Here is a 22,421-nt window from a genome sequence, read left to right as displayed (position 1 = left end):
GGTGACCGACTCCTCTGCACATGATCCCGCACACGCACGCCCGGTTCTCGTCGTCGATTTCGGCGCCCAGTACGCGCAGTTGATCGCCCGCCGTGTGCGCGAGGCCAATGTGTACTCCGAGGTGATCTCGCATACCGCGACCGCCGAGGAGATCGCGGCGAAGAACCCTGTCGCGCTTGTGCTTTCGGGCGGACCCTCCAGCGTCTACGCCGAGGGTGCGCCCGAGCTCGATTCCGCGCTCCTCGACCTCGGCATCCCCGTGTTCGGCATCTGCTACGGATTCCAGGCCATGGCGCAGGCCCTCGGCGGAACCGTCGAACACACCGGAACGCGGGAGTACGGTCGCACCCAACTCAGCGTGGACGGCGGTCGTCTGCACGACGGTCTGCCCGCCACGCAGCCGGTCTGGATGAGTCACGGTGACGCCGTCACCGCGGCCCCGGAGGGCTTCACCGTCACCGCCACCAGCGCGGGCGCGCCGGTCGCAGCCTTCGAGAACGAGGGCAAGCGGATGGCGGGCGTGCAGTATCACCCCGAGGTTCTGCACTCCCCGCACGGCCAGCAGGTGCTCAGCCGGTTCCTGCACGAGACGGCGGGCATCGCTCCGGACTGGACTGCAGCCAACATCGCCGACGCTCTGGTCGACGCGGTGCAGGAGCAGGTGGGCCCCACGGGCAAGGCCATCTGTGGCCTCTCGGGCGGCGTCGACTCCGCGGTTGCGGCGGCACTGGTGCAGCGGGCGATCGGTGACCGGCTGACCTGTGTCTTCGTCGACCACGGACTGCTGCGCGCCGGCGAGCGTGAGCAGGTGCAGCAGGATTTCGTCGCCGCGACGGGTGCAAAGTTGGTCACCGTCGATGCGGTCGATACCTTCCTCGGCGCGCTCGAGGGCGTCTCCGACCCGGAGGAGAAGCGCAAGATCATCGGCCGCGAGTTCATCCGGAGCTTCGAAGGCGCTGTGGCCGAGGTGCTGGGCGAGAACGCCGAGCACGGCGACGCGGTCGAGTTCCTGGTGCAGGGCACGTTGTACCCGGACGTCGTCGAGTCCGGTGGCGGGTCCGGTACCGCGAACATCAAGAGTCACCACAACGTCGGCGGGCTGCCGGACGATTTGCAGTTCGCGCTGGTGGAGCCGCTTCGTGCTCTGTTCAAGGACGAGGTGCGTGCGGTCGGGCGAGAATTGGGATTGCCCGAGGACATCGTCGGCAGGCAGCCGTTCCCCGGACCCGGTTTGGCGATTCGCATCGTCGGCGAGATCACCCGCGACCGTCTGAACACGCTCCGTCATGCCGATTCGATTGTCCGCGAAGAGCTTACGGTCGCGGGCTTGGATCAGCAGATCTGGCAGTGCCCGGTGGTGCTGTTGGCCGACGTGCGCAGTGTCGGAGTGCAGGGCGACGGCCGTACCTACGGCCATCCGATCGTGCTGCGTCCGGTCTCGAGCGAGGACGCGATGACTGCGGACTGGACTCGTTTGCCGTACGACGTGCTGGAAACGATTTCGACTCGGGTGACCAACGAGGTTCCGGAGGTCAACCGAGTCGTTCTCGACGTCACGAGCAAGCCGCCGGGCACCATCGAGTGGGAGTAGCGGACTCAGCTCTTTCTGCTGGGGCCCAGTAGTAGCGCGAAGCCGACCACCACCGCGGCGACGACGAACACCCAGCGGAACTGGACGTCGCCGAGTGCCGCGATGGCTCCCTGGCCGATGAGGGCTGCGACCGAGACGACCATGGCGGCCAGCCCGGCGAGGAGCAGCAGTGCCGAGGGGCCGCGTCGGCTCGACGTGCGATCCTCGGTGGCTGAGTCGTCGTAGTCGCGGCCGACACGGTCCGTCTTGTTCTTCTTCACTGGTTCCCCACTTTCAGTTCGCCGAGTGCCAGATCCCCCACGATCGTCAGTACCGGATCGTCGCTGCTCGTTCCCGGACCGAACCTCGAGTCGGTAGGGCACGAACCCAACGTCGCCTCGCACTGCACGATCACGTTCATCGAATCGGGCACGGTCACCGATGCACTGCCCAGGGCCACATCGATCTCGACGGTGCGGTCCTCGGTGAGGTCGAGGCCCGTGAGGTCGAGTTCCAGCTCACCCATACCGACGTCGTAGGTGGCGTCGAGCTCGGCCACGGTGATCGGTGCGATGCGCTGCGTTCCCGACGCACTGTTGCCCACGTCCATCGGACCGACAGCTGACGCCAGGACGACGAAGCCGGCCAGGGGTGCCGCGACCACCAACAATCCGTAGCCCTTGCGCAGGAATGCACCGAGCACGAGTCCCACGGAGATGACCGCGAGCGCGACGGCTCCGACGCGGCCCGCCGAGGCCCAGTCTCCGCCGGTTGCGGCACCTACCGCCGCGGTGATGCCGGCAGCGAGCAGAGCCAGGCCGAGAAAACTTGCCGTCCAACGTGATCGACGCTTGCGTTCGATCGCCGCAGGCGGGAATGTGCCTGCCGGTTCGGGAAGATCCCAGGCGAACGGTGCCACACCGAGTGGATCCCACGACGGGGGAGTCACGGTGGGCATATCGGTCGGCGTGTCGTTCGGCTTCTCGGCGGGTGCGGTCGCCTTGCTCAGGTTCACGGTGTGCGCGTCGGCGTCGGCTTCGGTGTGCTCGACCGGCTTCGGTGTCGGAACGTAGCTCTTCGGCAGAGTCGTGTACGGGGTGTAGCTCTGGTGTTGGAACTGCGGCGGACGATACTGCGCGGCCGTCCACTGCTCGGCCGATGTGCTGGGAGAGCCGAACGGTCTCGGGGCGTATCGGTTACGGGAGAACTCCGGCGTCCGCATGTACGGCGGCGGCTCCGGGCACCGTTGGTGCAGCAACCACAGTCCACCGAGCATCGCCACCAGAGAGATCAGCCCCGAACCCCCGAGTCCGACACCCACCGGGCCGATCGTCGACACCGCGATGACCAATGCCACCGCCACGACCACCATCTTGGTTGTCGAATCGGAGCTGTTGCCGCGCCCGACCAGCGACTCCGCGCCCGACGCCGTGTCACCGGCGCGGTTCAGCACCAACCACCCCGCCAGATACAGCACGATGCCGGTACCGCCGAACAGGGTGGAGACGACGAACGCGATCCGAATCAGAACGGGGTCGACGTCGTAGCGATAGCCGATACCGGCCGCAACACCCGCCACATGCCCGCGTTGCGGCAAGCGGTGCGGACGGGTGCGCCACATCTGCTGAAGTTGATCCGAGACGGTCACGTTGCTCATGACAACCATCGTGGCCGCCACGAGCACCGAACACATCAGGGATACCCCTGATCTTCATCCCCGAAATCGGGTCCACCTCGCCGGATCCGCGAAACATCAGGGCGAACCCTGATGCGACGACCGCCGCATCCGTGCCAGGATCGAAGGCGTGCACCCTGTCGACAATCCACCCGTCGACGCCGCCCGGAACACACCGTCCCCGGCAGGCGACGCGACGGCTACCCATGGCACGCCGACCGCTGTCCCCGTCGCTCCCGTTGTCCCTGTCGCTCCCGTTGTCCCTGTCACTCCCGTTGTCCCTGTCACTCCTGCATTCCCGGTCGCTGCTGCAGGCTCCGCTCCTGCATTTCCGGTCACGCCTGCAGGCTCCGCTCCTGCCCCCTTTCAACGCCGCGGCGGCGGACGCATCGTCGGCGGCGTGGCGGGCGGGCTCGCCGACCATCTCGGCATCGACGTGTTCAAGGTTCGGGTGGCGTTCGCGCTGCTTGCCGCGTCCGCCGGTGCCGGCATCGCCGCATACGGATTGATCTGGATGTTCACGCCCGCGGGCGAGGACACTGCACATCCGAGTGCCGCCGAACGCCAGCGTGCGCTCGGGTTGGCTGCTATCGGTCTCGGCCTCGCCGTCGGTCTCGCCTGGCTGCTCAGCGGTACCGCTGCTTCGGTCATCGTGCCGGTCATCGTCGTGGTCATCGGTGCGGCCCTGGTCTGGCGCGAGTTCGACTCCGAGGGACCGCGAACAGCTCTGGGTCTGCCCAAGCATCCGACCGTGTTGAGTTGGGCGAGGGTCGTCGGCGGAGCGACGTTGATCGTGCTCGGCCTCGCCGTGGTGGTGCTCGCCCGCGTCGATCTGGCCGCACTGCGCTCGTCGCTGCTGGCGGTGGTGGTCACTCTCGTCGGCGTCGGCCTGTTGACGGTTCCCATCTGGTTGCGCACCTGGCGCGCGCTCGGTGCCGAGCGGTCTGCACGCATCCGCAACGACGAACGCGAGGAAATCGCGTCGCACCTGCACGATTCGGTGCTGCAGACACTGGCCCTGATCCAGAAGCAGTCCGACCAGCCGCAGGAGGTGATGCGGTTGGCGCGGGGGCAGGAGCGTGAACTACGCAAATGGCTGTTCGACGGCGGCGACACCGACAACTCCAGCTTGGCCGACGCGCTCAAGACCATCTCCGGTGAGGTCGAGGATCAGCACGGCGTGACGGTTCGCCCCATCACAGTCGGCGACGTGCATCTACTGCCCGACGACGTCGAATCGGGTCTGTCCCGTGAGAGCTTCACCGCGCTACTGGGTGCCACGCGAGAGGCTCTTGTCAACGCGGCCAAGCACTCCGGGGAGACCAATATCGATCTGTTCGCCGAAACCGAACCGGAACAGGTCAGCGTCTTCGTCCGCGATCGCGGTACCGGGTTCGACGAATCCGAGGTACCCGAGGATCGACGGGGACTGGCGAAGTCCATTCGGGGACGCATCGAACGTCGCGGTGGCACGGTGCAGGTACGGTCGACAGTCGGCAAGGGAACCGAAGTGCGAATCTTCATGCCCCGCAACGGCTCCTCCGTCACCACCGAATCGTCCGAATCCACCCAGCAGGAGCAGCCGACGTGACCGAACCTTTCCGCGTTTTCCTGGTCGACGACCATGCGGTGTTCCGTTCCGGTGTGCGAGCCGAGCTCGCTCGCGAGGCGGACATCGACGTCGTCGGGGAAGCCGGCGGTGTCGCCGAGGCGGTCTCGGGCATCGAATCGACGAAGCCGGACGTGGTGTTGCTCGACGTGCACATGCCCGACGGCGGCGGCGTGGCCGTGTTGAACCGCATCTCCGAGGGGCCGGTATGTCTCGCCCTGAGTGTGTCCGACGCCGCCGAGGATGTCATCGCCGTCATCCGTGCCGGGGCGAGGGGGTACGTCACCAAGACGATCTCCGGCTCGGAGCTCGCCGACGGTGTTCGACGCGTCGCCGGGGGAGATGCCGTCTTCAGCCCCCGGCTGGCCGGGTTCGTCCTCGATTCGTTCACCGGTCGCAGCGCCGCCCCGGAGCCCCCGCTGGATCCGGAACTCGATTCGCTGACGCCCCGTGAACTCGAGGTGTTGCGGCTGCTGGCGCGCGGATACACCTATCGTGAGATCGCCGAGGATCTGTTCATCTCGGTCAAGACCGTCGAGACCCATGCCTCGAATGTTCTCCGAAAGACTCAGCAGTCCAACAGGAATGCGCTCACCCGATGGGCGCACAAGCGTCGAATCGACTAGGGGGCCTACGTCGATCGGAGAAGTGTCGCCAGGATCGTCGCGTGACGGAGCAGGAACGTGTGCTCGTCGAGCTTCTTGCGTCGGAGCCACCCGGTCACTTCGCTGTTGTGTTTGCTGGCGTTGCAGGAGGGGCAGGCAGGCACGACGTTGTCGAGTGTGTACCGGCCACCGCGAGAGACCGGCGTGATGCAGTCGCGTTGCAGCGGCGCACTCGTCGCGCGACAGTAGGCGCACCCTCCCCAGGCTTCGAGAAGTTCCGCCCACTGGGAGGCGGTGAGGTCGTTGTCCACTCGGGCGAGCCGTCGTCGCCGTCGTTTCGTGTAGCGCGCCCGCGTTGCCTTCGGCAGCTCAGCGGCGGGGAGCTTGCGGCGAGGGTGCACAACGGCGACGATACTTCGGCCGCGGCAGCACTTCCGTGTTTTGCCTCCGCGCGCCGAAATTCACACCGTTGCCGAGTGTCGCCGGAGGATGAGCATGGCAGACGACACGGGCCACACCGGCCCGGACACACAGTGCTTGACCTTCGACCAACGCGAAGCCTCAGGATTTCACCATGACTGATTCGGAAGAAGAATTCCTGACCATCGGTGCGTTCGCTCGCTCGAGCGGGCTGACCCCCAGCGCCCTGCGGTTCTACGACGACTGCGCGCTGCTCGTCCCGGCCTTCATCGACGCCAAGTCCGGCTATCGCTACTACACCCGAGCACAAGCGAAGCGGGCGAACATCATTCGACAACTCCGGGAGATCGGTATGCCGCTCGACAAGGTGGCCTCCGCCCTCGACGGCGACGGAGCTGCAGCGGTCGACATCGTGGATCGGCACGTCGACGAGCTCGCTGCACGGGCGCGGGCAGCAGCCGAGGCCGCAGTGTCCATCCGCCGGTTGTTCGACGAAAAATACTGCACAGCAACGGTATCTGCCGCCGAGTTCGCGTCGGCGGTGGAACAGGTCGCGTCTGCGGCCGGGACCAGCGAGGAGTTTCCAGTGCTGCGGGGCGTGCTGGTCGAGGCGGACGGTGGCACTGTCACCCTCACCGCGACGGATCGGTACCGACTCTCCACCCGCAGCCTCGTTGCCCAGAGCTCGCCTGGTGCATCCTGGTCGCGCATTGCAGCGGTCGGCTCTCTCGGGGTTCTACCCGTGTCGGGAAACTGCGTGCTGACGGCAACCGACGACGCAATGGTGCTCGAGTCCGAAGGCGTCCAGCACACTGTGGATCTCGTCGACGGCGACTTCCCCGACTGGCGGACGATCATGGACGGTCTGGCTCCGACCGCGACGAGGGTTGTGGTGCAACGAGATTTCGTTCCCCTCGACAGCGGCACGCTGCGGATCGACGCCGGACCGGACGGCCTGAAAGTCGAGGGTGTTGCCGTCCCCGCACGGGTCACCGGTTCCGAGATGACGGTGTTCTTCGACGCGGCCGTCCTGCAGGCTGCCGTCGCATCGGCTGTCGGACCGGACCTGATGCTCGACATCGCTGCTACGGACCATCCGATGCTGGTGCGGTCGGCAGTCGACGGAGCTCTGACGACACTGGTGATGCCCGTTCTCGGCTGATCGAGTGGTTCCTGCCGTCGAAAGTCGGCCAAGTGTCGACTTTCGATGACTGGGTACCAGCTCCCACTGTCGATACCGTGAGGGTATGGACGACAAGATGCTCGGGGAGACCTCGCCGGCGGTGCTGTGGTTCTCCCGTGGTGATCGGTTCTTCCTGATCGCCGGTGCCGTGGTGATCGGTGGGTTGCTGGGATTCACGGTCCCGTATGTGGCTGAGTGGGGAGCGTCGCTCACCTGGATACCGTTCCAGGGTCCGTTGGAATTGATCGCGTCGTGGTCGCAATGGTGGGTGCGATACGTCTGCATCGGGGTGGGGATACTACTGGGGTTGGCGCTGGTGGCCGTCGCGTTCTACGAGACCGCGCGAGTGACGGTATCGACGGCGCAAGTGCGCATCACCGAGAGAGGCGAGACCGCCACGGTCTCGAAGTCTCGAGTCGGCACAGTCTTCGTGGACGGCAAGGAACTGGTTCTGCTCGACGATGCCTCGCGTCAGTTGGTGCGGGTGCCGAGCGAGGAGAAGCGTGATGCCATCGAGGCGGCGTTCGAGGAGCGGGGATACTCGGTCGCGACCGGCGATCCGTACGACGACCTCTATCGCCTGTGGGTGCCCGAAACTCCTGGCCTGGCACCGGAGGTGAACGCGGTGCTCAAAGCTCGGGATATGGCGTTGAAGAAGAAGGCCGCTTCGGATGCGCGCGAATTGCGTTCGGAGCTGGACCGACTCGGCGTGGTGGTGCGCGACAAGAAGACGAGCCAGTACTGGCGTCCCCTGGTTCGATCGTGACGGTTCGATGATGGCACTGCTGCGACGACATCGGGAACGTGCATGGGATGTCGCGGCCATCGCGTTCGCGCTGTTGTTGGTGCTGTTGGTGGCCGCAGGCACCGAGGGAATGACCACCACTCGAACGGTCGTCTCGATCGTTGTCGGTGTTCTCGGCGCAGCGTTGCTGTTGTGGCGTCGTCGGTGGCCGATCGAGATCGCCGTAGCGCTGGCGGTGTGTGCTGTTCTGACCGATGCGGTGGGCGGTGCCGAACTGGTGGCCGTCTTCACCGTGGCGTCTCGAAAGTCGTGGCGGGTCACCGCAGCTGTGGTGGTTCTGCACGTTCTGGCCTCGATGATCTGGACGACTGTGTGGGTCGAGCAGTCGATTCTGTACATCGCGACAACCAGTCTCGCCTTTCTGAGCATCCCGGCAGCGTGGGGCATCGTCGTCAAATCGCGTCGCGAGGTGATCGATTCTCTGCGTGAGCGGGCCGAGCGAGCGGAATCCGAATCGAATCTGCGCGGCGAGACCGTTCGCGGACTCGAACGCGAGCGGATCGCGCGCGAGATGCACGACGCTCTCGCACATCGGATCTCGTTGGTCAGCCTTCATGCCGGAGCGCTCGAGGTCCGGCCGGACGTCGGTCCGAACGAAGTCGAGGCGATCGCATCGACCATCAGACTCAACGCACACGGTGCTCTCGAGGATCTGCGGGAGATACTGGGAGTGCTCCGATCGGGTGTCGCGGCGTCGGCGCGTCCACAACCGGGTGTGGCGGACATCGGCGAACTGATCGAGGATTCGGAGAAGGCCGGTACTCGAGTGTCGTTCGTCGACGAGATGCCCTTGGACACAACGCTGACGCCCTCTGTTTCCCGCACCGTTCATCGGGTGATTCAGGAAGGTCTGACCAACGCCAGAAAGCATGCGCCCGGCCTACCGGTGCGCTGCGGACTTGCGCTGGTGGATGGCGATCTTCGAGTGTGGCTCGAAAACGGTCTCCGTACAGAGAGTTTCGCGGCAGTACCCGGTTCACGGTCGGGAATGATCGGTCTGAGTGAACGTGTCGCGTTGGCCGGCGGACGAATCGAGTACGGCATCGCGCGTCGCGGCGACGGAGTGGTCTACCGTCTGGAAGCGTGGTTGCCGTGCCCGAAGTAGCCGATGGTCCCGATGCGCTCACAGTGTTGCTGGTCGACGACGACGCGTTGGTTCGCGCTGGCCTGTCGCTGATCCTGAGCTCGGATCCTGGAATCACGGTGGTCGGTGAGGCGGCCGACGGTCGCAGTGGCATCGAAGCAGTGCATACGTTGTCTCCAGACGTGGTTCTGATGGACGTGCGGATGCCGGTCCTCGATGGTCTCGCGGCCACCGAAATGCTTCGCGCAGAGGGGTTCGAGGCAGCCATCGTGGTGTTGACCACCTTCGATACCGACGAGTATCTGCTGCGGGCACTGCGGGTGGGCGCGAACGGATTCCTGCTCAAGGACACACCGCCGCGGGACATCGTCGACGCGGTGCATCGCGTCGGAACCGGGGAATCGATGCTGTCGCCGACCGCCGTCGGACGCTTGGTTGCCCACTGGCGCGAGCAGGACGCTCGATCGCACGACTCCGCCACCGCGCGGGCGCGGGCCCTGCTCGATTCCCTGACCGATCGCGAAGGCGAGGTGGCGGGTGCTGTCGGGTCGGGGAAGTCCAATGCCGAGATCAGTGCCGAGTTGTACATGAGCGTCGCGACCGTGAAGACCTACGTCTCACGGATTCTGACGAAACTGGAGTGCAGCAACAGAGTTCAGATCGCGATCATCGTGCACGAGGCGCGTTGATCAGGTGCCCGATGTCGGTCACATCACAAGCATGATCACCAGAACGACAGCGACCACGACGGCGAGCACGAGTGCTGCGAGGATCGCGGTCGACGGAATCGACGTTCGGTCACCGATGACGTCCTCGATGCGCATCAGGACGTCGTCGATCGGGTTCTTCTTCTTTTTCGGCAGATCGAACGGCGGTGGCGAATACGTCGACGGAACCGGATTTGCTTGGCTCTCACCGGGTTGCACGGCCGGCAGGCCCGCGATGGTTCTTCCGAACTCTCGCGACGGACGGCGAGACTCGGAGACCGGTGTCGAGCGCCTCGCCCACGCCGGGACCACGCCGTCCGCAGACGTCAGGGGTACCCCGCGCAGCTGAGCTATGGTGCCGCGCTTGCTGATCGCGGCGACGATGATCTCGTCGCGGGCCTGCGCCATGGTGGGACGTCGGGCAGGATCGGGCTCGAGCATGTGCAGCAACGGGCCCGTGAGATCACCGCTGCGAGTGGGAGCGATGATCTGCCCCTTGGCAACTCGGTGCAGCAGTGCGATCGAATCGTGGTCGATGTCGAACGGTGGTTTTCCTTCGATGGCCGTGTACAGCGTTGCGCCGAGGGAGAACACGTCGCTGGCTGCGGTGGGATCCTGTCCGCGCGCGACCTCGGGTGCGAAATATGCCGGGGTTCCGGTGATCACGCTGTCGTCGGCTGCTTCGACGTCTCCCTTGGCTCGGGAGATACCGAAGTCGCTGATCTTGACGATGCCCAGATCCTTGCCGCGATCGGCGATCAGAATGTTGCCCGGCTTGATGTCTCGGTGCACGATCCCGGCCTCGTGCGCCTCGGTCAGGGCGTCGGCGATCTGTGCGCCGATCTGAGCGACCTCGAACGGTGGTAGCGAATCGGTGGTGCCGAGTGCCTGCGCGAGACTGCGCGAGGACAGGTATTCCATGACCAACCACGGCTCACCGTCGACGAGAGCGACGTCGTGCATCGCGATGGCGTGGGGGCTGGAGAGCCGGGCAGCGATGCGACCTTCTCGCATGGCCCGGTTGCGTACTTCCACGGCCTGCTGTGGAGTCAACCGAGTGGTGGACGTGACCTGTTTGACGGCCACCTGACGGTGCAGAAGCGTGTCGGTGGCGAGCCATACCGCGCCCATGCCTCCACCGCCGAGTTTGCCGGCCAGGCGGTATCTGCCTGCCAGGAGGTAGTCGGGCCCGACGCCCCGTCGAACACGCTGCTGATCCGTCACGTCCACAGGTTAGTTGACGATGGCGGGACGTGCCTGCAGCCGCGGAACGGAGGCATCTACCAGGGGCTTCGGCATCACCTTGACGAGTTGCCGTCCGAGCGGCTTTACTGAGTGCAGATCGAAATTGTGTTCGAATACGCCACTTCCCGCGTTCGTCGAACACCGAAGTTTCGGGTCGATTTTCTACGCCGCGAAGGGGAGTGACATGACTGTATCGGGAGCTTCCGTCACGCCGGATGTGCTCGACGGGTTGTCGCTGCCGGAGCGCGTGGCGTTGCTGCGTAGCCGGATGGCTGCCGTACCTTCCCGGGGCGAAACGGCGTCGGTGCGCATCGAGAATTCGGACCCCGTCGAGCCCATGCACCCGGAACCGTCGACGCAGCGTCCAACCCGTCAACGACCCGTTCTTCCGGTGCCGTCTGCGCTGATCGACGTGCTGCCGCACGGCGGCCTGGTGCGTGGAACGGTGGCCTCGGTGTCCGGTGCCGGCTCGCTCCTGATCGGGTTGGTGGCTGCGGTGACCGGTGCCGGTGGGCATGTCGCCGTCATCGGGCAGCCCCGTTTCGGGATTCTGGCCGCGGTGGAGATGGGCGCACAATTGAGCAAGTTGGCTCTGATTCCCGATCCCGGTCCCGACCCGGTGGAAGTGGCGGCCATTCTGCTCGACGGTGTCGACCTCGTGGTACTCGGTCTCGGCGGTCTGTCGGTATCGCCCACCCGGGCCAGGGCCGTGGTGGCCAGGGCGCGGAGCAAGGGGTCGACGCTGCTGGTGACCGATGGGCACTGGGACGGGGCAGAGCTACGACTGGACGCGTCGGTGCACGGATACGACGGCCTCGGCACGGGCCGGGAACTGGGCCGCGGCCGACTGCGCGGCGTCCGATTGTCGGTGTGCGCTCGCGGCAAGGCGATGCGGCCCCGCACCGTTCGACTCGACCTGCGTTCGGAGAACGGCCGCATCGAGTGGCATGCCGAGGAGCGCGAGCAGAATCCATTGTCGATCGCGGTCTCGACATGAGCATCGACCGTTCCAGCCGTGTTCTCGCCAGCCGTGTTCTTGCACTGTGGTGCCCCGATTGGCCCGCTGTTGCAGCAGCGGCTCAGGCCGATCTGCCTGCGACGCATCCGGTGGTCGTCACCTCGGCCAATCGGGTCGTTGCCTGCTCGGCGACGGCACGGGCCTCGGGTATCAAGCGCGGCCTGCGCCGTCGGGAAGCGCAGGCGCGGTGCCCGGATGTGCATGTCGCTCTTGCCGATACCGATCGTGATGCGCGACTGTTCGAGCCCGTGGTCTCGGCCGTCGCCGCCATCGCGCCGGGGGTGGAAGTGCTCAGGCCGGGCCTGCTGGTTCTCTCTGCCCGCGGCGTCGGACGGTATTTCGGTACCGAGCATCGGGCTGCGGAACGGTTGATCGACGAAGCGTCGGCTGCCGGTGTGGAATGTCAGATCGGTATCGCCGACGAGCTGTCAACCGCGGTCGTCGCCGCGCGGTATGCGCAGGTGGTGCCGCGCGGCGGGGGTGCAGGCTTTCTCGCGCCGTTGCCGGTGGCAGAACTCTCGGCGGAACCGAGCATGTCGGCTGCCGATCGGGGCGAGCTGGTGGATCTGTTGCGGCGCTTGGGTTTACGAACTATTGGTGACTTCGCGGCACTGTCTCCTGGGGATGTGGCGTCGCGCTTCGGTACCGATGCCGTGTTGGCGCATCGCAGTGCTCGAGGTGAGCCCGAACGTCCGCCGTCGGCCAGAGCCCTACCGCCGGACCTGGATGTGGAGTACCAGTGCGATCCGCCGATCGATCGGGTCGACGCAGCTGCGTTCGCCGGGCGCGGGTTGGCCGAGCAGTTGCACACCAAGCTCGCTGCCGCTGCCGTTGCGTGCACTCGTCTGCTGGTGCATGCCAGTACCGGTAACGGCGAGAATCTGTCGCGGATCTGGCGGTGCGCCGAGCCGTTGACGCCGGAGGGAACAGCCGACCGCGTGCGGTGGCAACTCGACGGCTGGATCACCGGGCGCAGCGAGAACAAGCCGACGTCCGCGATCACCGTGCTGCGGCTCGAACCGATCGAAGTGGTGGCGGCCGGTGAGCTGCAGCTGGGGTTGTGGGGCAGCGTCGGGGACGAGGACGAGAGGGCGCGTCGGGCGTTGGTGCGCGTGCAGGGTCTGCTCGGCGGCGAATCGGTGCTCGGTGGTGTGCTCAGCGGTGGCCGCGGGCCGGCAGAGCGGATCACGCTGCGTCCGCTCGGCGACGAACTGGTGCCGATGTCCGATCCGTCGGATCCCTGGCCGGGACGGCTACCGGAGCCTGCTCCGGCGGCAGTGATCGAGACCCGTCCGACGGTGACGCTGATGAATCGGGCGGGAACCGGAATCGGCGTCACCGATCGTGGTGTGTTCGATACGCCGCCGTCGCGATTGCGCTGGGGGACCAAGGAATGGCAGTTGACGGGTCTGGCCGGACCGTGGCCGGTGGACGAGCGATGGTGGGACAGTGGCCACGGGTCGACGGGTCCGACGGCGCGAGCTCAGGTGGTGCTCGACGACGAAAGGGCCCTGCTGCTGGTGTTCGACGAGGGTCGATGGCGGGTGGAAGGAATCTACGAATAGCGGCACCGCTACATTCGAGGGAATGCAGATGATGTCGGAGACGGTCGACCTCGATGGCGTCGATATCGCGTATCGCTCGTTCACCCCGCGGGGGCAGGCGAACTCGAATTCGGCACCGGTGATGCTGGTGCACGGCATGGGCGGCGACAGCACAACCTGGGATCGGTTCACCCGTGCACTCACCGCGCAGGGCAGCCGGGTGATCACCGTCGATCTGCGCGGACACGGCAAGAGTGCGCACACGTCCACGTACGAGTTCGATTCCTTCGGCGCAGACCTGCTGGCGTTGATCGACCATCTCGGGCTGAACGAAGTCGATCTCGTCGGCCATTCCCTCGGCGGATACGCGGTCTCACTCGTCGCTCAGCGTCGCCCGCAGCTCGTCCGCCGTCTGGTCCTCGAAGAGCTCCCGATACCGATTCGGCCGGGGGACGCTCCGCCGACACTGACCGGCAAGATGCCGTCGGTCACCGAACTCTGGCACGCAGCGACCAGCGTCGTTCTGCATCCCCGCGCGGTACTCGCCTTCGATCGCTCGATGACCACCACTGCTCTCGAACAGTTCCGTCGGCCGAATCCGCAGTGGTGGGAGTCGTTGGCCGACATCACTGCTCCGACGCTGGTGCTTCGAGGCGGTCCCGGCGGCATGGTCGATCCGATTCGGCTCGACGCGATGGTCGCCGAGATTCCGACCTGCCGCGTCGAGGCGTTTCGTACCGGACACAGCATCCATCGCGACGGATACTCGGCGTTCGAGGCCGCCGTTCTCCCGTTCCTGACGCACTAGGGTCTGCAGGCATGACACTCGGTGCGCTCGATCGCAAAATGTTGGGATGGTCGGCACTGTTTTTCGTATCCCAGGCCAACATTGCCCGACTGCTCGGCCCCGCAGCCCCGAAAGTGCTTGCCGTGCAGACGGCGTGGTCCGCTCAGCGTTATCGGCAGATCCTGGCGAGCATGGACGAGACCGAGATCGCTCGGTTCCGCAGCCACTATCTGCCCGACTTCGTGCATCCGGCGATATACGCCATCGCACTACGTGCAGGAGCGAGGAGCCTGGCGGAAAAGACCCCGCTGAGCCCTGCGGTGACGACGGCATTGGCCGTCGCGCCCGTGGCCTCCGCTGCCGGCGACTACATCGAGAACATCGTCGGATTGATACTGGTCGACAACCGCGAACAGATCACCGACACCGTCGTCCGTGCCACCACCGTGGTCAGCACCGTCAAATGGGTTCTGGCCATCGGCACTCTGACATACCTGAGTCAGGGATTCCTGCGGGCCTGGGGAAAGGCTCTGCTGCGCTGAGTTCTGCCGGTCACCAACTGGTGCCGGGGACCAATCTGCCGACGCGTCGGATCACTTTGCCGATGCGTGCGGTTGGAGTTTTCGGATCGTACCGGCGGACTCGGTAGGGCACTTTCCCGTTCTCGATCGTGACCGGCGCTTCACCTTTGGCTGCAGCGGATTCGGCGAATTTGCGGTAGTGCTGGTGCATCGTGCGGTCTTTGCCCTTCGGCGCGAACATGGCACCGAATTGTCCGAGTGTTCCCAACGGAGTGTCGATTCGCTTCGGCTTGTCGCTCAGTGCGCGAATCACGATGGCGGCAGCCTTCTCCGGTGAGAAGACCGGGCCGACGTTCTTGTCGCCCGTCGGGGTGATCATCGGCGTGTCCACCAGGGGCATGTGGATGGTGGTGTAGGTGATTCCGTCCGAGAGTGTCTCTGCGGCAGCCACATCGGTGAAGCCGTCGAGTGCTGCCTTGCTGGCCACATAGGCGGAGAAACGGGGAGGGTGTCCGAGGACCGCAGCGCTGGAGATATTGACGATGTGCCCGAAGCTGCGTTCGCGCATGTGTGGCAACAGTGCCAGCACCAGTCGTATGGCCCCGAAGTAGTTGACGGCCATGGTGCGCTCGTAGTCGTGCAACCGATCGGTGGATCGATAGAGTGCGCGGCGGATGGACCGACCGGCGCTGTTGACGAGCATGTCGACGTGATCGTGTTCGCTCAGAACGGTTTTCACGGTCTGGTCCACCGACTCGCTGTCGGTGACGTCGCACGAGTAGCCATAGGCGGTGCCGCCCGATTCGCGGATGTGCTCGACCACCTCGTCGAGTTGGTCCTGACCGCGCGCGAGCAGAATGACCACTGCGCCCTTGCGGGCAGCTGCCTCGGCGCTGGCTCGGCCGATTCCGGACGAGCCACCGGTGATGACGATGTGACGGCCGAACAGCGGCCCGCGTGGGTCGTTTCGGCGGTTGCGCTTGGGATCGAAGTTCTCCCGCCAGTGCTTCCACACGCGATCGGCGTACGTTCGCAGTGGTGGCGGTGTGATCGAGCTGCCCTGCAACGCTTTCTGTGTCGATGCCGACTCGAACACGGTGGGCAGAGTCAGGTGTTCGAGCATCACCGGTGGCACACCGACATCGCGGAGGGCGGCGTCGCGCTGTTTGCGCACGGCCCTGGATTTGGGAGAGACGACAGGAGCGACCAGCGCCCCGGGTACATCGATGATCCTCGCGCGAGATCCGGCTGCGGACGAGAACGCGGCATAGACCTCTGCCATCGACTGAGGCGTCGGATTGACCAGATGGAACACGCTGCCGGGAGAGGTGTCTCGATGTACGAGCTCGACGATGGCGTCGGCGACGTAGTCGACCGGAACGAGGTTGGTAGCGCCCATCTTCGGCACGGTGATCGGTAGGGCGGACGGCAGCTTGGCAAGTTCCGCGAAGAACGGGAAGAAGTAGTACGGGCCGTCCACCTTGTCGATGGCACCGGTCTCCGAGTGCCCGATGATCGCGGCGGGCCGATACACCCGCCAGTCCGCAGCGCTGTCGCGCACCAACTTCTCGGACTCGAACTTGGTGCGGTGATAGGCAGTCGGAAATTTCTGACCGAGGTCGAAGTCGTTCTCGGAGAACGTTCCTCGATAGTCACCCGCAACGGCGATCGACGAGATGTGGTGCAGGCGGGCCCCGGTCTTCTCGGCGAGGCCGATCACCGAGGCGGTTCCGGCAACGTTGGTCGGGGTCTGCTCGTCGCCTGCGGTCAGGTCGTAGACGGCCCCGAGGTGGAGGATGTGGTCGATGTCGGCAGGCACGTCTCGGAGTCCGAGCTCCGGTTCGGTGAGGTCGCCGACCAGCGGGTGAATTCGGTCGCCGCCGTCGAGGTGCTCTGCGAGTCGCTCGAGGCGAGCCACCGATTGGGGACGCACCAGCACGTGGATCGCAGCGAGCGCATCACGTTCGAGCAATCGGGGCAGGACGTTCTTCCCGAGAAACCCGGTACCGCCGGTTACGATGTAGTTCGCCATGCGAGCCGACCTTACTCTTAAGTAAGTTCCGGGGCTAGTGTCCGATACCGGCTTTTTCGTGCACTTTCTTCATCCAGGCCGGTGCCCACCAATTGGCCTCGCCCATGAGTTTGACCAAGGACGGAACCAGCAACATACGGATGATCGTCGCGTCGATGATCAGGGCCAAGATGACTCCGACGCCGAGGAATTTCATGATCGACAGACCCGAGATCGTGAAGGCTCCGGTGACGACGATAAGAATCAACGCCGCCGCAGTCACGATGCGTCCGGTGCGTTGAGCGCCGAAGATCACCGCTTCCTCGGTACTCGCTCCAGCCGCGCGGGCCTCGACCATGCGCGACATCAGGAACACCTCGTAGTCGGTCGACAAGCCGAAGATGACCGCGAGAATGAGAACCACGAACGTCGACTCGAGCGGTCCGGGGGTGACGCCGAGCAGGCCGGCTCCGTGGCCTTCCTGGAACACCCACGTCAGTGCGCCGAAGGTCGCGGCCAGGCTCAGTCCAGCCATCAGGACCGCCTTGATGGGCAGCACGATCGATCCGAACGCGAGGAACAGCAACACCAACGTCGAGACGACCATGATGGCGATCATCACCGGTAGCCACTTCGCGATCGCAGCGTTGCCGTCGTCGACGTTGGCTCGCCCGCCGCCCACGAGGATCTCGCTACCGTCCGGGGGAGCGATCGAGCGCAGCGCCGCCACTGCGTCGGATTGGGATTCGGCCTCGCTCAGTCCCTGGGTCGGTTCGCTGTACGACGCCTGAAGCGTCACGAAATCGTCCTTGGAGCCCAGGAATTCGGCTCGGGCGATGCCGGGCGTGGATTCCACAGCGGAGGTCAGTGCCGCAATCGGTGCGCCCTGAGGCTTGACGCCGTCCAGGCCGCGCAGAACCACGGTTGCGCCCTCGCCGGTGGATTCGAAGTCGGAACCGAGAGTCTCGAATGCCATGCGCGCAGGGTTGTCCTTCGGCAGCGCCGTGTAGTCGACCTCTCCGAGTGAGACCTTCAGGATCGGGGTGGCAATGATCAGCAACCCGGCGACGATGACGGTAGCGACGATGCCTGGATGCTTCATGACGCGGGTGACGATGCCGCCCCAGAACCTGTGTGCGCGTGCATCACTGCGATCGGACGCGGTGCGCGACCACGTCCAGGAGTTGATGCGGGTGCCGAGAATTGCGAGTAGGGCCGGGACCGCGGTCAGGGACAGGACGGCTGCACTCGCCACCGCGGCCATTGCCCCGAACCCGAGAGATCGGATCACCGCCTGCGGGAAGACGAGCATCCCGGCGAATGCGCAGATCAGCAGCAGTCCGGAGAAGACGACGGTCTTGCCTGCGGTGGCGACGGTGCGGATTGTCGCGTCGATCGGCGTCAGTCCACCGCGTAGCTCCTCGCGGAACCTGCTGACGATGAACAGTCCGTAGTCGATGGCCAGGCCCAGTCCCAGCAACGACGCGACGTTGATGGAGAACGAGCTGACTTCGGTGAATTCGGTGAGTATCCGCAGGATCGCCAGGGAGCTGAGCACGCTCAGAATGCCGACGAACACCGGAACGGCTGCAGCGATCACGCCGCCGAAGATGAAGATCAGCAGCAGCAGGGTGATGGGGACAGCGATGATCTCGGAGCGGATCAGGTCGCTTTCGAGGGTCTCGCTGAGCGAGACTCCCACCACCGACGCGCCGGCGAACTGCGATTCGACGCCGGGCACTTCGAGCTGGGGCGGAAGTTCGCCGAAGGTGTTGAACGTGACGCCCGAGTTCGCGCCGAGGGACACCGTGGCCAGCGCCTTGGTTCGGTCCTTGGAGACCAGAAATTCCTTGCTGATCGGGTCTGCGCTCCAGTACGAGCTGACGTTGCCGAGGGTGTATCGACTGCTGAACTCGTCGAGCGTCGCCTGCACCTGCGGCCCGATGTCGTCGATGGTCCTGCCCTCGGGAGCGGTGTAGATCGCGACGATGTCGGGGGTCGGTTGGCCGATTCCCTGCACCAGTCGCGCGACCTCGGACGATTCACTGCCTGCGTCGGCGTAACCGCCCTCGCTCAGTTTCGAGAAGACGCCGAGTCCGAAGATCCCGCCGACGGCGACGACGGCGACGACAACTGCGAGTGCCCATCGTTTGTGCGATACGACGAACGAGGCCCAACGCGTCACGTCTGTGCTCCGGCTCTGTGAAAGGGGATTCGGTGAAAAGGGTCAGTGGCGATTCGACTCTAGTTGATCCGTGTCGGACCCTCGTGTTCTCATTAGAACAAGTGTTCGATGGCACGGCGGCGTGAAGGAGGTGGGCTCGATGGGATGGAACGACGGACCACCCACGTGGTCGGAGATGGAACGAGTCCTGTCCGGACGTCCGAAGCCGGTGGCCGAGGGGGACGGCGGCGACAGCCCGGCCTGGTCGCGAAAGAGGGACGTCTACGAACGCACCATCGACAAGCCCGTGCTGTCGGTGACGCCGTACGCGGAATTGCATGCGCACTCGGCGTTCAGCTTTCTCGACGGTGCCTCGCAGCCCGAGGAGATGGTCGAGGAGGCGGTACGCCTGGGCCTCGAGTCCATCGCCATCACCGACCACGACGGTTTCTACGGGGTCGTGCGGTTCGCCGAGGCAGCCAGAGCTCTCGGTATCGGAACCGTGTTCGGTGCCGAACTCTCGCTGGACACGCATCGATCCCGAGCCGGGGAGACCGATCCCGACGGCACTCACCTACTGGTGCTCGCTCGCGGCCAGGAGGGGTATCGCCGGCTCTCGCGTCGGATCGCTGCTGCACACCTGGCAGGCGGGGTCAAAGGTAAGCCGCAGTACGACATCGACGAACTCACCGAATCAGCAGGCGGTCACTGGCAAATTCTCACCGGTTGCCGAAAGGGCCATGTTCGGCAGGCGCTCTCGCGTGGTGGTCCGGAGGCGGCAGAGGCCGCGCTGCGCACTCTCGTCGACCGGTTCGGATCCGATCGTGTCACCGTCGAACTCACCCGGCACGGCGTCGCAGACGACGACGAGCGCAACGACGCTCTCGCGACGCTGGCTCGGCGGTACGGACTTCCGACGATCGCCACCACGGCCGCGCACTACGCCGGCCCGCGCAGCAGGAGATTGGCCATGGCGATGGCCGCTGTGCGCGCACGGAGCAGCTTGGACGACGCCGCCGGGTGGTTGGCACCGACCGGCGGCGGACATCTACGGTCCGGGGCGGAGATGGCGGAGATGTTCCAGCACTATCCGGGCGCGGTGCGCGGTGCCGTCGAGCTCGGTCGGGAGTGCTCGTTCGATCTGAAGTTGATCGCGCCGCGCCTGCCGCCATTCGATGTGCCCGACGGTTACACCGAGATCAGCTATCTTCGTCGACTCACGTTCGAGGGGGCCGCTCGTCGGTACGGCCCGCAGTCGGCGAACCCGGCGGCCTATTCGCAGCTCGAGTACGAGCTCGACATCATCGAGAGGCTCGAATTCCCCGGTTACTTCCTGGTGGTCCACGACATCGTCCACTTCTGCAAGACACACGACATCCTCTGTCAGGGAAGAGGTTCCGCGGCCAACTCGGCTGTCTGCTTTGCGATCGGCATCACCAACGTCGATCCGGTGGCGAACAAGCTGCTGTTCGAGCGCTTCCTCGCACCCGAACGCGACGGACCACCCGACATCGACATCGACATCGAATCCGACCGTCGAGAAGAGGCGATCCAGCACGTCTACGCCAAGTACGGCCGCACTCATGCCGCTCAGGTGGCCAACGTCATCACCTATCGCGGTAAGTCCTCGGTGCGAGACATGGCCCGTGCGCTCGGTTTCTCGCAGGGGCAGCAGGACGCATGGAGCAAGCAGATCACCCGCTGGTCCGGAGTCGGTGATCAGGAAGGTGACGGTATTCCCGAGTCGGTTCTCGAACTCGCGCGGCAGATCGAGGGCTTCCCGAGGCACCTCGGCATTCACTCCGGCGGCATGGTGATCTGCGATCGGCCGATCGCCGACGTCTGCCCGGTGGAATGGGCGACGATGGAGAACCGCAGTGTGCTCCAGTGGGACAAAGATGATTGTGCCGCAGTGGGTTTGGTGAAGTTCGACATGCTCGGGCTCGGCATGCTCTCGGCGCTGCACTACATGATGGACCTGATCGCCGAGCACAAGGGCATCGATATCGAACTCGCCTCGATCGACCTGTCCGAGCCCGAGGTGTACGAGATGCTCCAGCGAGCCGATTCGGTGGGGGTGTTCCAAGTCGAGTCCCGCGCGCAGATGGCCACTCTGCCGCGGCTCAAGCCGCGGAACTTCTACGATCTGGTGGTCGAGGTCGCCCTGATCCGTCCCGGTCCGATCCAGGGTGGCTCGGTGCATCCGTACATCAAGCGCCGCAACGGACTCGAGCCGGTGATCTTCGAGCATCCGTCGCTCAAGAAGGCGCTCGATCGAACTCTCGGGGTGCCGCTGTTCCAGGAACAGCTGATGCAGATGGCCATCGATGTCGCGGGGTTCAGTGCTGCCGACGCCGATCAACTGCGCCGTGCCATGGGGTCGAAGCGATCACCGGAGAAGATGGAACTGCTGCGTGGTCGGTTCTACGACGGGATGCGCGATCTGCACGGCATCACCGGCGCCGCAGCGGACCGAATCTACGAAAAGCTGTCGGCTTTCGCCAATTTCGGCTTCCCCGAGAGCCATTCGCAGAGCTTCGCCTCACTGGTCTTCTACTCGTCGTGGTTCAAGTTGCACCATCCGGCGGCATTCTGTGCCGGTTTGCTGCGCGCCCAACCGATGGGTTTCTACTCACCGCAATCCCTGGTCGCCGACGCCAGGCGGCACGGGGTGCTCGTCCACGGTGCAGACGTGAACGCCAGTCTCGGCCACGCGAATCTCGAGGCGGACGGCCTCGAAATTCGCATGGGGTTGGCGGATGTGAAGTTCATCGGTACCGCACTGGCTCAGAAGATCGTCGACGCGCGAGACGCACACGGGCCGTACACCTCGTTCCTGGACCTGACGGGACGAGTCGAACTGTCGGTGGCACAGGCGGAAGCGCTGGCAACGGCAGGCGCACTCGGGTGTTTCGGCATCACTCGCCGAGAGGCACTGTGGGCTGCGGGTGCAGCGGCAGGGGAGCGTCCGGGCCTGCTCCCTGGCATCGGAGCGTCGACGAAAGCGCCTGCACTACCGGGAATGTCGGATCTCGACCTGGCCTCGGCGGACGTCTGGGCGACCGGTGTGTCACCGGATTCCTATCCCACGCAGTTCTTTCGAGATCGGCTCGATTCCCTCGGCGTGATTCCCGCGAACCGGCTGCTGCAGATTCCGGACGGAGACCGAGTGCTCGTCGGCGGAGCGGTGACGCATCGCCAGCGGCCGGCAACGGCAGGAGGCGTCACGTTCATCAACCTCGAGGACGAGACCGGCATGGTCAACGTGGTGTGCTCGGTCGGGTTGTGGGCCAAGTACCGCAAGCTGGCGATCACGGCTCCGGCGTTGCTGATTCGAGGCAAAGTGCAGAACGCCGAGGGTGCGGTGACCGTGGTGGCCGATCATCTGCAGCTGATGGATCTGCGCGTTGCGTCCAGATCGAGGGATTTTCGCTGACCAAGGAACCTGAATTTGCATAGCCTTGCCTAAGTGA

Annotated in this window: 18 protein-coding genes; 12 read left to right on the top strand and 6 right to left on the bottom strand. The window is 65.3% G+C overall.

Going from position 1 to position 22,421, the window contains the following annotated elements; genetic code table 11:
* The first annotated feature begins 1 nt into the window (after nt 1).
* On the top strand, nt 2–1,591 hold the full coding sequence (gene guaA / locus AB0366_RS20350) for a glutamine-hydrolyzing GMP synthase (RefSeq protein WP_366245542.1): 1,590 nt from the start codon (nt 2–4) through the stop codon (nt 1,589–1,591).
* A 5-nt stretch (nt 1,592–1,596) separates the two neighbouring features.
* On the opposite strand, the gene AB0366_RS20345 is transcribed toward guaA, so the two are convergent.
* Nucleotides 1,597–1,851, bottom strand: coding sequence for a hypothetical protein (locus AB0366_RS20345; protein ID WP_121870404.1), 255 nt, complete (start codon nt 1,849–1,851; stop codon nt 1,597–1,599).
* Entirely contained in the window at nt 1,848–3,227 is a 1,380-nt protein-coding gene (locus tag AB0366_RS20340) for a PspC domain-containing protein (RefSeq protein ID WP_366245540.1), read from the bottom strand. The genes AB0366_RS20345 and AB0366_RS20340 overlap by 4 nt, the downstream gene beginning before the upstream one ends.
* Before the next feature lie 148 nt (nt 3,228–3,375).
* Between AB0366_RS20340 and AB0366_RS20335 the strand changes: the two genes are divergently transcribed.
* Together AB0366_RS20335 and AB0366_RS20330 are read left to right on the top strand one after the other, a co-directional pair.
* Entirely contained in the window at nt 3,376–4,836 is a 1,461-nt protein-coding gene (locus AB0366_RS20335; RefSeq protein ID WP_366245538.1) for a PspC domain-containing protein, read from the top strand.
* Entirely contained in the window at nt 4,833–5,480 is a 648-nt protein-coding gene (locus AB0366_RS20330; RefSeq protein ID WP_317801141.1) for a response regulator transcription factor, read from the top strand. Before AB0366_RS20335 ends, AB0366_RS20330 begins: the two co-directional genes overlap by 4 nt.
* 5 nt (nt 5,481–5,485) lie before the next feature.
* Here AB0366_RS20330 and AB0366_RS20325 read toward each other — a convergent pair whose 3' ends face one another.
* Nucleotides 5,486–5,827 (bottom strand): HNH endonuclease signature motif containing protein, encoded by a 342-nt coding sequence (locus AB0366_RS20325; protein WP_366245608.1) that lies wholly within the window; start codon nt 5,825–5,827, stop codon nt 5,486–5,488.
* Nucleotides 5,828–6,033: 206 nt separating this feature from the next.
* Here AB0366_RS20325 and AB0366_RS20320 point away from each other — a divergent pair, with 206 nt between their 5' ends.
* The 4 genes from AB0366_RS20320 to AB0366_RS20305 all read left to right on the top strand — a co-directional run bounded on the left by AB0366_RS20320 (nt 6,034) and on the right by AB0366_RS20305 (nt 9,640).
* Nucleotides 6,034–7,041, top strand: a complete 1,008-nt coding sequence (locus AB0366_RS20320; RefSeq protein WP_366245536.1) for a MerR family transcriptional regulator — start codon at nt 6,034–6,036, stop codon at nt 7,039–7,041.
* Between the two features lie 85 nt (nt 7,042–7,126).
* Nucleotides 7,127–7,828 carry a hypothetical protein gene (locus AB0366_RS20315; RefSeq protein ID WP_366245534.1) on the top strand — a complete coding sequence of 234 codons (702 nt, stop codon included), beginning with the start codon at nt 7,127–7,129 and terminating at the stop codon, nt 7,826–7,828.
* Between the two features lie 10 nt (nt 7,829–7,838).
* Nucleotides 7,839–8,972, top strand: a complete 1,134-nt coding sequence (locus tag AB0366_RS20310; RefSeq protein WP_366245532.1) for a histidine kinase — start codon at nt 7,839–7,841, stop codon at nt 8,970–8,972.
* Nucleotides 8,951–9,640, top strand: a complete 690-nt coding sequence (locus AB0366_RS20305) for a response regulator transcription factor (protein WP_366245531.1) — start codon at nt 8,951–8,953, stop codon at nt 9,638–9,640. Before AB0366_RS20310 ends, AB0366_RS20305 begins: the two co-directional genes overlap by 22 nt.
* 18 nt (nt 9,641–9,658) lie before the next feature.
* Here AB0366_RS20305 and AB0366_RS20300 read toward each other — a convergent pair whose 3' ends face one another.
* Nucleotides 9,659–10,882: a serine/threonine-protein kinase gene (locus tag AB0366_RS20300; RefSeq protein ID WP_366245529.1), complete on the bottom strand. Its 1,224-nt coding sequence runs from the start codon at nt 10,880–10,882 to the stop codon at nt 9,659–9,661.
* Between the two features lie 205 nt (nt 10,883–11,087).
* Here AB0366_RS20300 and AB0366_RS20295 point away from each other — a divergent pair, with 205 nt between their 5' ends.
* The 4 genes from AB0366_RS20295 to AB0366_RS20280 are packed head-to-tail and all read left to right on the top strand — an operon-like array spanning nt 11,088 to nt 14,794.
* A complete protein-coding gene (locus tag AB0366_RS20295) occupies nt 11,088–11,900 on the top strand; it encodes a hypothetical protein (RefSeq protein ID WP_366245528.1) in 813 nt (270 codons plus the stop codon).
* Entirely contained in the window at nt 11,897–13,486 is a 1,590-nt protein-coding gene (locus AB0366_RS20290) for a DNA polymerase Y family protein (protein ID WP_366245527.1), read from the top strand. The genes AB0366_RS20295 and AB0366_RS20290 overlap by 4 nt, the downstream gene beginning before the upstream one ends.
* Before the next feature lie 28 nt (nt 13,487–13,514).
* Nucleotides 13,515–14,273 (top strand): alpha/beta hydrolase, encoded by a 759-nt coding sequence (locus tag AB0366_RS20285; RefSeq protein ID WP_366245607.1) that lies wholly within the window; start codon nt 13,515–13,517, stop codon nt 14,271–14,273.
* Between the two features lie 11 nt (nt 14,274–14,284).
* Complete coding sequence (locus tag AB0366_RS20280; protein WP_366245526.1) at nt 14,285–14,794, top strand: hypothetical protein; 510 nt, start codon at nt 14,285–14,287, stop codon at nt 14,792–14,794.
* 10 nt (nt 14,795–14,804) lie between these two features.
* Here AB0366_RS20280 and AB0366_RS20275 read toward each other — a convergent pair whose 3' ends face one another.
* Both AB0366_RS20275 and AB0366_RS20270 read right to left on the bottom strand, forming a co-directional pair.
* Nucleotides 14,805–16,805 (bottom strand): SDR family oxidoreductase, encoded by a 2,001-nt coding sequence (locus tag AB0366_RS20275; RefSeq protein ID WP_366245525.1) that lies wholly within the window; start codon nt 16,803–16,805, stop codon nt 14,805–14,807.
* Nucleotides 16,806–16,839: 34 nt separating this feature from the next.
* The gene (locus AB0366_RS20270) at nt 16,840–18,969 is read right to left on the bottom strand and encodes an MMPL family transporter (RefSeq protein ID WP_366245524.1); all 2,130 of its coding nucleotides are present in this window, start codon (nt 18,967–18,969) and stop codon (nt 16,840–16,842) included.
* A 139-nt stretch (nt 18,970–19,108) separates the two neighbouring features.
* Between AB0366_RS20270 and AB0366_RS20265 the strand changes: the two genes are divergently transcribed.
* Nucleotides 19,109–22,384 carry an error-prone DNA polymerase gene (locus AB0366_RS20265; protein ID WP_366245522.1) on the top strand — a complete coding sequence of 1,092 codons (3,276 nt, stop codon included), beginning with the start codon at nt 19,109–19,111 and terminating at the stop codon, nt 22,382–22,384.
* Nucleotides 22,385–22,421: the final 37 nt, after the last annotated feature.

It is taken from the genome of Rhodococcus sp. NPDC076796, assembly GCF_040702765.1.
Taxonomy (GTDB): domain Bacteria; phylum Actinomycetota; class Actinomycetes; order Mycobacteriales; family Mycobacteriaceae; genus Rhodococcoides.
Note: the sequence above shows the minus strand (reverse complement) of the source record. Positions and strands in the feature narration are given on the sequence as shown.

Coding starts and splice junctions, on each gene's coding strand:
- AB0366_RS20340 (WP_366245540.1), bottom strand. CDS start 3,227: ATGAGCAACGTGACCGTCTCGGATCAACTTCAGCAGATGTGGCGCACC.
- AB0366_RS20320 (WP_366245536.1), top strand. CDS start 6,034: ATGACTGATTCGGAAGAAGAATTCCTGACCATCGGTGCGTTCGCTCGC.
- AB0366_RS20315 (WP_366245534.1), top strand. CDS start 7,127: ATGGACGACAAGATGCTCGGGGAGACCTCGCCGGCGGTGCTGTGGTTC.
- AB0366_RS20310 (WP_366245532.1), top strand. CDS start 7,839: ATGGCACTGCTGCGACGACATCGGGAACGTGCATGGGATGTCGCGGCC.
- AB0366_RS20295 (WP_366245528.1), top strand. CDS start 11,088: ATGACTGTATCGGGAGCTTCCGTCACGCCGGATGTGCTCGACGGGTTG.
- AB0366_RS20290 (WP_366245527.1), top strand. CDS start 11,897: ATGAGCATCGACCGTTCCAGCCGTGTTCTCGCCAGCCGTGTTCTTGCA.
- AB0366_RS20285 (WP_366245607.1), top strand. CDS start 13,515: ATGATGTCGGAGACGGTCGACCTCGATGGCGTCGATATCGCGTATCGC.
- AB0366_RS20280 (WP_366245526.1), top strand. CDS start 14,285: ATGACACTCGGTGCGCTCGATCGCAAAATGTTGGGATGGTCGGCACTG.
- AB0366_RS20275 (WP_366245525.1), bottom strand. CDS start 16,805: ATGGCGAACTACATCGTAACCGGCGGTACCGGGTTTCTCGGGAAGAAC.
- AB0366_RS20265 (WP_366245522.1), top strand. CDS start 19,109: ATGGGATGGAACGACGGACCACCCACGTGGTCGGAGATGGAACGAGTC.